This is a genomic window from Shewanella sp. Pdp11 (assembly GCF_002838165.1).
GTDB classification, from domain to species: domain Bacteria; phylum Pseudomonadota; class Gammaproteobacteria; order Enterobacterales; family Shewanellaceae; genus Shewanella; species Shewanella hafniensis.
Genome location: NZ_CP015194.1, coordinates 4,119,684 through 4,131,917, shown reverse-complemented (window position 1 = coordinate 4,131,917; position 12,234 = coordinate 4,119,684). Strand labels below are relative to the sequence as shown.

Sequence of the window (12,234 nt, the reverse complement as noted above, 5' to 3'; positions counted from 1 at the left end):
AGTCATTACTCACTGCCTTAGGTGAGCACAAAAAGGGCCTTAACTGGCCCTTTTTGTTGGCTATGATTTTTTCCAGAATGCTAATGGGTTAAATTAACGCCAGTTGTAAGCCCTTGAGTACAGCTTGGGTGCGGTCTCGGCAATCGAGTTTAGTGAGTATGTTAGAGACATGATTCTTTACTGTGCCCTCCGCTAAAAATACCGCATTGGCGATTTCTTTGTTGGAGAAGCCGCCCGCCATAAAACTGAGAATTTCCCGCTCCCGTTCCGACAATAATTCATTTCTAGTTACCCCAACGCTAGGTGCAGCTTTAGGCTCACTCATCTGTTTGAGTACCGAAGGCTCAATCAAGTAGCCGCCTTTGGCGACAGTTTCGATAGCGTGCAGTAACTTATCGAGTGACACGTCCTTGAGCAAAAAGCCGTTAGCTCCGGCCTGTAAACTATTAAGGAATAACTCACTGTCGTCGAAGGTGGTCAACATGATGACAGGTAAGCGATTGGCACTCTGGCGTATCTGTTTGAGCATGGCGATGCCGTCAAGATTTGGCATACGGATATCACTGAGCAGCACATCGACGGGATTGCTGGCAAGCTGTTTGAGTGCATCTTGGCCGTCTTCGGCCTGCCATAACACGCGAATGTTGTCGGAAATGGCGAGCAGGCTAGCGATCCCTTGGCGAACCAATTGTTGATCTTCTACTAAGCCGACACTGATGATGTTGTTTTGCATATCCATATTGATTCCAAAGCGTTTTTAATAAAAATTAAGCGAGTGCAGGGAGTGTGAGAGTGAGTTGGCAGCCGGGCGCCGAGTCATTCGCCCTTAGCTGCACCTTGCCATTAAAGGGTTGTAGCCTTTCCTGCATGCCGCCGAGCCCTGTACCGTTTAGTTCTGTGCCGTTTTTAGCTGATACGTTTCGTGCGGTTCCCCGTGTTAGCCCCATGCCGTTGTCACTCAGTTGCAATACCAATGCGTTTTGGGAGTCTTCCATGCTCAGTTGCAGTTGATTCGCCTTGCCGTGGCGCACGGCGTTGCTGATGCCTTCCTGCAGCACTAACAGTAGTGCCTGAGTCAGTTCGGCTGATTGTAGCGGTTTCATCGCATTGCAGGTAAGAGTGACGCTGGGTAAGCGGGTCATCAACGCCTCTAGAGGGGGGACTAAATCCAATCCGACTTGCACTCTTTGCGCCCTGACGACGGCGCGAATACTTTCAAGTAGCTCTTTGGCTAAGGATTTACTTTGATTAACTTGAGGTTTGAGGTCTTCTGGCGCTTTATGACTCAGTACTTCTAATTGCAGAGAGAGTGCTGTGAGCTGGTGGCCGAGAATGTCGTGCAAATCGCGGGAGATCCGCAATCTTTCCTGCTGTTCGCTGGCTTGATTAAGTAAGGCTCGGGTGGCGATGAGCTGTTGGTTTAGCTGTTCTTGTATCAAGCGTGATTTACGCTCGGAAAGCCTTGCTTGGCTGCTGCTGTAGGCAAAGAATTGAAAGCCAAGATAAATCAAAATATTGAACACATTGCTTTGTTCATGCCAATGCCATTGCAGCAGCGCGTAATAAACAAGGTTGGCTAACAGCAGCTGTGAAATGGCTTGGCGGCGATTAAAAAACTCAGGCAATAGTGATGCCCAAATAACGAAGAGGATCGGCAGCAATGCATGGTTTGCTGTGAGCAATAAGCTCAACACAATCAACGGCATTGCTAGTGTGGCAAGGCGGCGAAACAGAATATTGTTATGCGCCACTTTATCGGTAGCGATCAGTATAAATGCCACTAAATACAGCCCATAAAGCGTGGCATTGAGCATGCCTTGCCATGCATGCAATGCGGTTTGATTTATCCCAACCCAAGCCACTAATGCCCAAGTGAGCACTCCTGCGGCAATTAACATATTTTCTTCTTTCGCTAATCGATTTTCTAGCACGAATGACGATTCCTTAATCCAATTCTGCCGACCATTCTAAGGTATCAGCGCCAGATGTCACTATGCCAAAAGTCATCTTGTTAAATTCTTGTTTCATGACTTTTGGCACCTGTTTTTAGTCCTGTGATTTTTTAAGCTAACTCCATCGCAATCACTTATCAGCGCAAAAAGCAGGAGTAAGACATGAAACACGTGAACTTAACGATGACAACAACCCAGATTCGCCGAGCAAATATGACCAAAAGGACGTTATCAGCGCTTTGGGGCGCAGGCTTAGCTTGTTTGCTCTTGTCTGCAGGAAGTATGTCGGCAGGCGCCATGTCCACAGACCGCCAGACACATACCCTGACTGTGGATATCGATAATATTCAAGTACAAACCGGAGCCTTGATGGTGGCGCTCTATGCCAATGCCGAGGATTACGCAGCAGGCCATAATCCTAGCGCATCTATGATAAAGCCCGTCACTAAGACAGAGCACAGACTGGTATTTAGCGATCTCGCCGATGGTCAATATGCGGTTAAGGTCTTCCACGATGAAAACAACAACCATAGCTTAGATACCAATATGTTAGGTGTGCCGAGTGAAGGCTATGGTTTTAGCAATAACGCCGGTAGTTTTGGCCCAGCGAGCTTTAAAGACGCCAGTTTTAGCCTGCAGGCTGATGCGCAAATCACTGTACACATTCGTTAAGGGAGGGCTGCACCATGGATAGACGTCAATTTCTAGCAGGCTCTGCCGCCCTCATGACGACCGCGGTTTGGGCAAGTTCAGTGGATAAATTACTGGCGCTAGATAACGCACAAGCGGTTGCCCGTGCACCATGGGCTATAGGTTTTAACGGGGCGGAAGGCGACTATCAGCCACTCACTATGCAAGTTTCGGGCGAATGGCCAGCGCAATTGAGCGGCAATCTATATCGTAATGGGCCAGCGAAAATGTCTCGGGCGGGTAAGGCATATCAACATTGGTTCGATGGCGATGGCATGGTGCAGCAGTTTAGTGTGGCCAATGGGCAAGTTCAGCATCAGGCTAAGTTTATCCAAACAAAGAAGTTTAAAGTGGAGGAGGCCGCTGGAACGTTTAAGTACACCACCGCAGGCACAGTGATCCCCAATGCTTTACCTATTCGCAATAACGATGACTTGAATGTGGCTAACACCAGTTTATTACCGCGCCACGGCGAGTTGCTCGCTTTGTGGGAGGCGGGTTCACCCTATCGACTCGATGCCCATACATTAACCACGTTTGGCGTGAAAAGCTTTGGCGATAAGTTTAAGGGTTTACCCTTTTCCGCCCATCCACTCGATGACGGACAAGGTGGGTTGTGGAATTTTGGCGTCTGGTATGTTGGCGGCGAGAAGCAATTACTTGTGTATCAAGTGGCAGCCGATGACAGCATTGCCAGAATGGAAGTGATTGAATTACCGCAGGCGAGTTACTTACATGCCTTTGCGCAGAGTGAGAATAAGCTAGTGTTTTATATTTCATCTTGCGTGTATGAAGAGGGCGAAACTTATATCGATGCTTTTAAATGGCGACCCGAATTGCCATCGCAATTACTGGTTATCGACAAAGCTGACTTTAAAGCGCGTCAGTTACACCCACTGCCTGCAGGATTTGTGTTTCACTTTGGCCAAGCCATTGAGAAGAATGACGAACTGTCAGTGCAGCTTTGTCTCTATCCCAATTCGACGATTTTAACGCAAGGGATGAAGGGGTTACTGACGGGCGCCCGTAAAACAAAAACACCCCATGCCGAGTTAGTGACCATAATTGTTCCGCTCACAGCACCACTAACAGCAGCTAGCAAAACGCAGCTTGCAGAGACATTGCCTTCCTCTGCGCGTATTAACCGCAGCGGTGTGATGATGGAGTTTCCCCAGTTTGCGCAGCACACTAAGAGCAATAAAGAGCTTGCTGAGAAAACGGGCGGAGCTTCGGATTTTGTCCCGCTATTTGGTGTCGGAGCAAGATCAGATTCTGCTATTAATTCTGGTGCTAATTCTACCTTTAAATATGAAGCCGAATCTGAATCAGGACTGAGTAACACTCTGTATTGTATTCATAATGCAAAAGACAGAAGCCAGCACGGTGAGGATACACTTAGCGATACGAGCTATAGCGCGTTTTATCTTGGCAAAGGCAAGATTGCCGAAGAGCCGCTCTATATCCCCGCCACTGAGCAGCATGAAGCCTATTTGTTGATGACTTGGCTCGATTACCACAATGCACTGTCTGGTTTGTCTTTGTTTCGTGCCAGTGACATCAGTGCGGGCCCCATCGCTTCGGCTCAAATGAACAGGGTATTACCGTTAGGGTTTCACGGTTGTTTCATTAACGCTTAATATGTTGACCTATAAACAAAAAACGCAGCCTAGGGCTGCGTTTTATTTCAGGCGAAAGTGGTGATTAGTCTTCAATTTCCGCATTGTGATAGACGTTTTGTACGTCATCACAATCTTCTAAAGCGGCGATAAACTTTTCAAACATAGCCACATCTTCACCTTCAACTTTAGTCATGTCCTGCGGTACGAAGGTGATGTTGTCGAATTCGAAGTTAACTTCTGGCATCGCTTCGGTCAGTGCAGTTTTGACCTTAAAGTACTCAGTGTGCGGCGCGTAAACTGTGATTAAGCCATCTTCCAGCTCTACATCGCTCACATCAACGTCAGCCATCATCAGCAGCTCTAAAATTGCATCTTCGTCATCGCCCGCAAACACGAATACGGCTTGATGATCAAACATGTGGCCAACAGTGCCTGGGCCGCCGAGTTTGGCATCGTTTTTCACGAAGGCTTGACGCACTTCGGTGAAGGTACGTTTTACGTTATCGGTTAGGCAGTCAACAATAACCATGCAGTTGCCAGGACCAAAACCTTCGTAACGGGCGGTATCATAATCTTCACCGCCGCCGCCTTTGGCTTTTTCGATTGCGCGTTCAATAACATGCGCTGGCACTTGGTCTTTCTTAGCGCGTTCAATCAAGCGACGCAGTGATAAGTTTCCATCGGGTTCAACGCCGCCTTGCTTAGCGACGACGTAAATCTCTTTACCGTAGCGTGAATAAATGCGGGTTTTTTGACCGGCTGTTTTCGCCATGGATTCTTTCTTGTTTTGATATGCTCTGCCCATCTTGATCTCGTTAGCTCAAAAAAATTGCGCCGATATTAGCAGTTTTCTTGGCATAAGTGCAGTCGTCCCTATGTGATTTATTACCGAGAAGGCGACGGGGCACGCATTTGAGGGCAAAGTTGGCTTTTTCAGATGGGGTAAACTTGAGAATGGACTAAGACTAAATCACGCGAAATTAATACTAATGTCTAATGCCATACACACGCGAGACTGTTGATGATAGTTGGCTGCTACTTTGTTTATCTAGCGAGATAAATTTTCTAGCTTATTCAGAGAAATAGACTAAAACTATAAATCTTGAGCGTTATCATGGTGAGTCCTTCCTAGTCAGTTGTAATCGATAGCGGCTGAACGAGGGCTAATGATTCGACTTTTAGCATTTCCCTTTCATTTTTATCTTGCTCAGTTACGGGAAGTATATGGAAATACAACAAAAAACCTTAATTTTCATCAGTTTCATGCTGATTACTCTGGGAAGTTTATTGCTCGAGGGACTGCATCTTCCGAGCATTGTGCAGGCGCTGATCTTGGGCGCAATCACCTCTGGCTTAGTGGTGTGGGTGTGTTTGCGCGCAACTAAGGCTAAGCTCGACACCGATGAGGCAAATACTAAGGTATTACAAGAGCAAAGCCTTCCCGCCCATGATATCAGTGTGCAAACCAGTAAGATTGCTATTGGTTCGGCTGAAGTGTCACATTTTATTGATTTACTGAACAAATCCATTGAATCAAATGGTGAGCATGCAAGCGCCATTGCCGTTGCCGCGGGGCAATTGAGCCATACTACGGCCCAACTTGGCGATAATGCCGCCGATATTTTAGGTCAGGCACAAGAGGCCGAGCGTGTTAGCGTGCAGGGGCGTAGCCAAGCCCAAAAAGGTGTAGCGGCCATTCGTTCACTGAGTACGGATATTGATACTGCCGCTGAGCAAGTGCAGGCGCTTAAGTCGCGAGCCGAAGAAATCCAAAAAATTACCGAAGTGATTAACTCCGTTGCCGAACAAACGAATTTGTTGGCGTTAAATGCGGCCATCGAAGCGGCTCGTGCGGGAGAGCAGGGTCGAGGTTTTGCGGTAGTGGCTGACGAAGTACGCAGCCTTGCGGGTAAAACCGCAGGTGCGACCCAAGATATCGGCAAGATGTTATTAGAAATCCGCAGCGAAACCGATAAAACCTCTGGACTGATGGAAAGGGTCGTAACGCAAACCGCCGATGTGGTCACCGCTATGGGTGAGTTAGACGCGCACTTCACTGAGATTTCGGCCTCAGTGACTCAATCGGCCCATGCGTTAGGTGATATGGAAGATTCGCTCAAACAATATAACAACACCACTAATGACATTAGCCGCTCGGTGACTCAAATCCGTGATTCGTTAAATTCGACGGGTAAACAGAGTCATAGCGTATCAGAGCAGGCCTTTACCTTATCTTTGACCACTGAGGGGATTTTTAAAGCGCTGTCTAAATGGGATACACAAACCTTCGATCAGCAAGTTTTGCAATTGGCGAATGCCGCCGCTAAAGCCTGTGGTGACAAGTTAGCACAAGGTTTAGCCAGCGGCAGTTTTAGTGAGGCGGATTTGTTTAATCCTAAATACCAACCTATTGCCAATACTCAGCCGCAAAAATACAGCACAGCTTTCGATCGTTATACCGATCAGCATTTTCCAACGATTCAAGAACCCATTCTGGCAAAACACAGCGAAATAATCTATGCGGGAGCCGTTGATAAAAAAGGTTATTTCCCGACTCATAACAAACGCTTTAGCCAAGCACTGACGGGTAAGGTCGAAGTTGATATGGTGCATAATCGAACCAAACGTTTGTTTAATGATCCGACAGGCATCCGCTGTGGCGCTCATACCGAGCCTGTATTACTGCAAACCTACAAACGGGATACGGGCGAAGTGATGCACGACTTGTCAGTGCCCATTTTTGTGAATGGCAAACATTGGGGCGGATTTAGGGTGGGATTTAAGGCTAAGTAAATAAGTCATCACATTTAGGTTATTTACTCTAAAAAATGCATAAAAACGCACCTTGGGATGTATTGCATATGTGATCCTTGATGGGTAATTGATTAACATAATAGAAATAGATTGGCATCTTTTTGCTGAAGTGCTTAAATAGCTCAAGATGCACAGTTAGATACAGTGTTGTGCACCATAATAAAAATATAAAAATTAAATAAGACCTTAATCATTTGATTTAAAAGTGTTTAAAATATCTTTGGGGATATTTTAATTGGTAGAGGACAGGGAGCTCTCTTGCGACGTAAAACAACGCAGCAGACGCTGCTTAATGTGAGTTAAATGTGATGCAAGCAAATCAAGCGACTGTTACTGTTCTATATTATGATGCGCCCGTAGGGCTAATTATGCACAATGCTGTGTTAGCTGATTTACCTGTGAGTGACGCTGGACGTGTGATGATACCGGCAAGTTTTCGTAAGGGAAAATCGATCATTGCCGTACTCGAAGGTGAGTGTAAGATACTCAACTCATTGGGCGAGCGGGTGTTTGCTCAGGTTAACTTAGGCTGAAATGAGATAAGTATTCAATAACTTGCCATTCAAAAGTACTCATATTTGGGACGCATAATAGCCTTGCAAAAATAGTCGTCCCGATCTTCCAAGCAATACTTCTTTTATTTTTTTTATAATGTCGGAACTATTCATAGCCCTTCACTGGCTTGCATGGCGTTAGCTTCTAAAACGTCAAACTCAATAACCGATCCTCAATAGCTCAACACTCAATGACATCTGAGCGATTACCCACTAAGCAGTGGTATTCATAGCCAGTGTCGATTTAGTCGCCCAGAGATTTGTCATTGAGGCGATTAACTGGTTTTACTGGCAGACTTCAGTCAGCAAGCGTTCGGCAAGATGCTGTAGGGTTTTGGCATCTGGATGGGTGTGGGCGAAGGTTCTTAAACCATAAATTCCCATCATAAAATATTGGGCTCTTTGCTCGTCGCTACGGTGGCCTTGTAACAATCCTTGCTGGGCTGCGCGCGTAAATTGCTGCGTTAGCGCTTGCTGCCAAGATTGCAGATACTGATTGATGATATCTCTAATCTCAACATCTTGCTCAGCCACTTCATTTAATGCCTTGGTCAATAAACAAGCTTGGGCACTGTCGCAACTCAAACATTCAGCAACAATATGATTTAAATAATTTTTTAAGTTTGTTTGCACATTTTCGCTATTAGCGAATAGGCTGTTGAACTGCACATTTCTGTCGAGTTGATATTGCTCGATGGCTGCGATTAATAAGCCGCGTTTATTGGTAAAAGCACAGTAAATCGACCCCGGATGTAATCCCGTGGCTTGAGTTAGATCTTGCATGCTCGTTTTGGTGTAACCCTTGTGCATGAAGGCGGCCATAGCGCCGCGAAGTACCTGTTCTCGGTCGAACTCTGCATTACGCATCGAATTTAATTCACTTGTATAGAAACGCTTAGGCTGAATTCTACCTAATGTTGAACGAACATTCAAAAATTAACTTGAATGATCATTCAAATAATAATATCTTGAACGCATATTCAAGAATGGGACTGACAAAATGACCACACACACCACGCCAAATTCCTTGGCAAATCTGTTCGATACCTACTCACTTAATGACACTATTACCTTAAATAATCGTATTTTAATGGCACCTTTAACCCGTTGTATGGCGGATGCCGATTTAGTGCCGACCGATGATATGGTCGCCTATTATGCACGCCGCGCCGAAGCGGGTTTGATCATCACAGAGGCGACTATTATTCGTCCCGATGCTCAAGGTTACCCAAATACCCCTGGTATTTTTACTCAAGCGCAAATTGCTGGCTGGCGTAAAGTGACCGATGCGGTACATGCCAATGGCGGTAAGATTTTTGTGCAGTTATGGCATACGGGCCGCGTCGCTCATCCACACTTTTTCGGTGGTGGCGATGTGCTTGCGGCATCAGCGCAGAAAATTGAAGGCAGCGTGCCAAGAATGCGTGAGCTAACTTATGTTACGCCAAAACCCGCCACACTTGAGGATATTCAAGGCCTAGTGCGTGATTACGCCAAAGCGGCGGAAAATGCCATTGAAGCTGGGTTCGATGGCGTCGAAATCCACGGTGCAAATGGTTATTTAATTGATACTTTCTTACACCATGACAGCAATCGCCGCACCGATGAATACGGTGGAACACCTGCCAATATGTCCCGTTTTGCGCTTGAGGTTGTCGATGCTGTTGTGGCTCGTATCGGCAAAGATAGAACCGGTTTACGGATTTCTCCAGGGGCTTATTTCAATATGGCGGCAGATAGTCGTGACCGCGAAGTGTTCGATTACTTCTTGCCTGAGCTGGAATCCCGCGATATCGCTTTTGTGCATATTGGGATTTTCGATGACAGCATGGAATTCGATTATCTTGGTGGCAGAGCTTCAAGCTATGTGCGCGCACACTATGGCAAAACCTTAGTGGGAGTTGGAAGCTACAGCGCTGAAACTGCCAGTGAAGCGATTGCGGCGAATAAGTTTGATTTGATTGCTATCGGTCGCCCATTCATTGCCAATCCTGACTATGTTGCTCGCGTGCGTGATGGCGTTGAACTCGTGCCTTACAGCGATGAAATGCTAGCAAGCTTAGTGTGATTTCACTTAATATCTTAATAAATAAAGGGTTAGCATTGGCTAACCCTTTTTGTTTGCCTATCCCACATCCTTTAGCTTAATCCGCTTTAACTAAGGATCTGAGTGCAGTGAGTTTTTGCTGGGCGATGCCGAAAATGCTCTCGGGAGAATATTGCCCTTGGCTAGGTGCGGCCGTTTGCGGCAAACTTCCTGCGGTTTTACCGAGCAGTAACTCCATGGCTTGCGTTACATGGGTAATGGCCCAAATATGGAACTCACCTTGCGCCACGGCATCGACAATGTCTTTGCGCAGCATAAGGTTGGCCATGTTCGAGGCAGGAATAATCACCCCTTGTTCCGGCGTACGGCCTTTTATTTTGCAGACATCGAAGAAGCCTTCAATTTTTTCATTCACGCCGCCAATGGGCTGAGCCTCACCAAATTGGTTCATCGAACCTGTGATGGCAATATCTTGCCTAATTGCTTGCTCGCTAATAGCCGAGATAATGGCGCAGCATTCGGCCATCGACGCGCTGTCACCGTCCACACCGCTGTATGATTGCTCAAAGGTGAGGTAAGTGGTGAGCGGGATTTGCGCCGTCTTACCTAAAACTGAGGCTAAATAAGCGGTTAAGATCAACACGCCCTTAGAATGGATCTGGCCTCCAAGTTTGACTCTGTGCTCGATATCCATCACTTCACCCTTACCAAACGCTGTGGTTGCTGTGATGCGATTGGGCATACCAAACTGATGATCTGAGGTCGAGATGACGGATAAGGCATTGATTTGCCCAACCACTTTGCCCTGAGTGCTAATCAAGGTCGTGCCGTTGGTAAAGCTCTGCATTATGTTGTCGTGCAGACGCGAGACTCTTTGCTCTTGATTTCGCAGTGCTTGCTCAACGTGCGGCACTAAAATTTGCTGACTGCCTGCCGATTTAGCGCAGTAGTTTGATTCCCGCAGTAGGTTGGCAATATTGGCTGAGTGTAGCGACAGTTTTTGCTGATCTTCGGCCTCCCGCGAGCTGTATTCTATGATGCGTGCTATAGCCGCACGGTCGCAATGTAGCATGTTGTTGTCGTGAACTATGCTCGAAATAAAGCGGGCATAGTGCGCCTCAGAAGTTGAGGTTCTGTCCATCACATCTTCAAAATCGGCGGTAACGCGGAATAACTCACTGAAGTCAGGATCATAGTGCTGTAACAGCTGATAAGTTTCGTGATCGCCAAACAGGATGATTTTCACATCTAATGGAATAGGCTCAGGTGCCAAGGAAATCGTACCCGATAGAGACACTTCCCGTTCGAGTGAGCTTAAATCCAGTTTGCGTGAACGCAGTGCGCGCTTTAGTCCGTCCCACACGTAAGGGCGCTCTAATACTTTAACGGCATCCATCAATAATACGCCGCCATTCGCCTTGTGCAGGCTGCCGGGACGGATAAGTGAGAAGTCGGTGAACACTGTGCCTCTAAATGTGGCGTTTTCCACATAGCCAAATAGGCTGTGATAACTCGGGCTTTCTTCAACGACTATGGGGAATTTTTGAGTGCCTTGGCCGACCAAAACGTTAACTTGATAGCGGCGGGGCATTTTCTTTTCTAAGGAAGCATAAGCTAGGCCTAATTGTTCTTCACTTTCTTCTAAGAAAATATCTAGGTTATCTAAGATATCCGCCTGCATACCGGTTAAGAAAGTGCGCGCTTCGGGTTGGTGCTTGAACTTATCTTTGAGTGGTTTAATAAAATGGATTAACACTTCTTTGGCGACTTGCTCGTCATGCTCTTGTTGCTTGTCGCTAAATTCTTCTTCCCATTCTGTGATTTGGCGAATAATACCGCGCAGTTTCACTTCTAGACCGTTGATATTGCTTTCAAATTGACTGCGCTCAGTATCGGTCAAGGCGTCGAATGAGGCTTCGTCATGGGGTTCTTCTCCATTGAGCGCGACCATTTGATAGTCGCCCTGCATGGTCAAACTGAGGCTGATGCCCTTTTGTTTTGCTTCTTCGGTTAATTCAGTGAGTGCGACTTCTTGCTTCTGTGCCAACTGGCTTTTTAGCTTTTCGGTGCGGGCATAATACATTTCATTATCAAAGGCTAAAGGCATAGCTTTGACAAGTTTGAGCATCAGCTTTTCGACGGCTTTTTTGAATTCAAGCCCAGTACCAGCAGCGAGTTTAAGTACTTTAGGGCAGCGAGTATCATCGAAATTAACCACGTAGCACCAGTCGTATAGCGTGTGATCGCTTGGCTCGTGACGGCTTAAATAACGCAGCATCATGGTCCGTTTGCCTAGACCGTTCTGGCCGATGGCGTAAATGTTATAGCCCTTTTCTTTAATCCCCATTGCAAACTCTACCGCTTGCTGGGCACGTTCTTGGCCGACAATATCATCAAGTGGAGTGAGCTCGGCTGTGGACTGGCAATCTGTACTTAATTGGTCGAGTTCGCAAATGCGATACAGTTGTTTACTGTCGAGTAGGGTGGCTTGGCTTGATACGACGTCAGTGGGCATAAATATCCTTGTTTTTTCAGCCTTATTATTTTCATTGTAGACA

The 12,234-nt window shown here is 46.6% G+C and carries 10 protein-coding genes; 5 read left to right on the top strand and 5 right to left on the bottom strand.

Going from position 1 to position 12,234, the window contains the following annotated elements:
- Window positions 1–88: 88 nt before the first annotated feature.
- Entirely contained in the window at window positions 89–739 is a 651-nt protein-coding gene (locus AYJ58_RS18180) for a response regulator transcription factor (RefSeq protein ID WP_106651200.1), read from the bottom strand.
- A 28-nt stretch (window positions 740–767) separates the two neighbouring features.
- Window positions 768–1,931: a sensor histidine kinase gene (locus tag AYJ58_RS18175; protein WP_106651199.1), complete on the bottom strand. Its 1,164-nt coding sequence runs from the start codon at window positions 1,929–1,931 to the stop codon at window positions 768–770.
- 183 nt (window positions 1,932–2,114) lie between these two features.
- On the opposite strand from AYJ58_RS18175, the gene AYJ58_RS18170 reads away from it, so the two are divergent.
- Both AYJ58_RS18170 and AYJ58_RS18165 read left to right on the top strand, forming a co-directional pair.
- Window positions 2,115–2,624: a DUF2141 domain-containing protein gene (locus tag AYJ58_RS18170; protein ID WP_106651198.1), complete on the top strand. Its 510-nt coding sequence runs from the start codon at window positions 2,115–2,117 to the stop codon at window positions 2,622–2,624.
- 14 nt (window positions 2,625–2,638) lie between these two features.
- Window positions 2,639–4,279 carry a carotenoid oxygenase family protein gene (locus AYJ58_RS18165; protein WP_106651197.1) on the top strand — a complete coding sequence of 547 codons (1,641 nt, stop codon included), beginning with the start codon at window positions 2,639–2,641 and terminating at the stop codon, window positions 4,277–4,279.
- A gap of 64 nt (window positions 4,280–4,343) precedes the next feature.
- Here AYJ58_RS18165 and AYJ58_RS18160 read toward each other — a convergent pair whose 3' ends face one another.
- On the bottom strand, window positions 4,344–5,066 hold the full coding sequence (locus tag AYJ58_RS18160; RefSeq protein WP_006085103.1) for a YebC/PmpR family DNA-binding transcriptional regulator: 723 nt from the start codon (window positions 5,064–5,066) through the stop codon (window positions 4,344–4,346).
- Between the two features lie 419 nt (window positions 5,067–5,485).
- Here AYJ58_RS18160 and AYJ58_RS18155 point away from each other — a divergent pair, with 419 nt between their 5' ends.
- Both AYJ58_RS18155 and AYJ58_RS18150 read left to right on the top strand, forming a co-directional pair.
- Window positions 5,486–7,054: a methyl-accepting chemotaxis protein gene (locus AYJ58_RS18155; RefSeq protein ID WP_106651196.1), complete on the top strand. Its 1,569-nt coding sequence runs from the start codon at window positions 5,486–5,488 to the stop codon at window positions 7,052–7,054.
- A 329-nt stretch (window positions 7,055–7,383) separates the two neighbouring features.
- Window positions 7,384–7,608, top strand: coding sequence for a TIGR02922 family protein (locus tag AYJ58_RS18150; RefSeq protein WP_106651195.1), 225 nt, complete (start codon window positions 7,384–7,386; stop codon window positions 7,606–7,608).
- A 306-nt stretch (window positions 7,609–7,914) separates the two neighbouring features.
- Here the strand turns inward: AYJ58_RS18150 and AYJ58_RS18145 are convergent, their stop codons facing one another.
- Window positions 7,915–8,496, bottom strand: a complete 582-nt coding sequence (locus AYJ58_RS18145) for a TetR/AcrR family transcriptional regulator (protein WP_106651194.1) — start codon at window positions 8,494–8,496, stop codon at window positions 7,915–7,917.
- 133 nt (window positions 8,497–8,629) lie between these two features.
- Here AYJ58_RS18145 and AYJ58_RS18140 point away from each other — a divergent pair, with 133 nt between their 5' ends.
- On the top strand, window positions 8,630–9,697 hold the full coding sequence (locus AYJ58_RS18140; RefSeq protein WP_106651193.1) for an alkene reductase: 1,068 nt from the start codon (window positions 8,630–8,632) through the stop codon (window positions 9,695–9,697).
- A 76-nt stretch (window positions 9,698–9,773) separates the two neighbouring features.
- Here the strand turns inward: AYJ58_RS18140 and AYJ58_RS18135 are convergent, their stop codons facing one another.
- Window positions 9,774–12,191 (bottom strand): Lon protease family protein, encoded by a 2,418-nt coding sequence (locus AYJ58_RS18135; protein WP_106651192.1) that lies wholly within the window; start codon window positions 12,189–12,191, stop codon window positions 9,774–9,776.
- Window positions 12,192–12,234 lie beyond the last annotated feature (43 nt).

Coding starts and splice junctions, on each gene's coding strand:
- AYJ58_RS18180 (WP_106651200.1), bottom strand. CDS start 739: ATGGATATGCAAAACAACATCATCAGTGTCGGCTTAGTAGAAGATCAA.
- AYJ58_RS18170 (WP_106651198.1), top strand. CDS start 2,115: ATGAAACACGTGAACTTAACGATGACAACAACCCAGATTCGCCGAGCA.
- AYJ58_RS18165 (WP_106651197.1), top strand. CDS start 2,639: ATGGATAGACGTCAATTTCTAGCAGGCTCTGCCGCCCTCATGACGACC.
- AYJ58_RS18160 (WP_006085103.1), bottom strand. CDS start 5,066: ATGGGCAGAGCATATCAAAACAAGAAAGAATCCATGGCGAAAACAGCC.
- AYJ58_RS18155 (WP_106651196.1), top strand. CDS start 5,486: ATGGAAATACAACAAAAAACCTTAATTTTCATCAGTTTCATGCTGATT.
- AYJ58_RS18150 (WP_106651195.1), top strand. CDS start 7,384: ATGCAAGCAAATCAAGCGACTGTTACTGTTCTATATTATGATGCGCCC.
- AYJ58_RS18145 (WP_106651194.1), bottom strand. CDS start 8,496: ATGCGTAATGCAGAGTTCGACCGAGAACAGGTACTTCGCGGCGCTATG.
- AYJ58_RS18140 (WP_106651193.1), top strand. CDS start 8,630: ATGACCACACACACCACGCCAAATTCCTTGGCAAATCTGTTCGATACC.
- AYJ58_RS18135 (WP_106651192.1), bottom strand. CDS start 12,191: ATGCCCACTGACGTCGTATCAAGCCAAGCCACCCTACTCGACAGTAAA.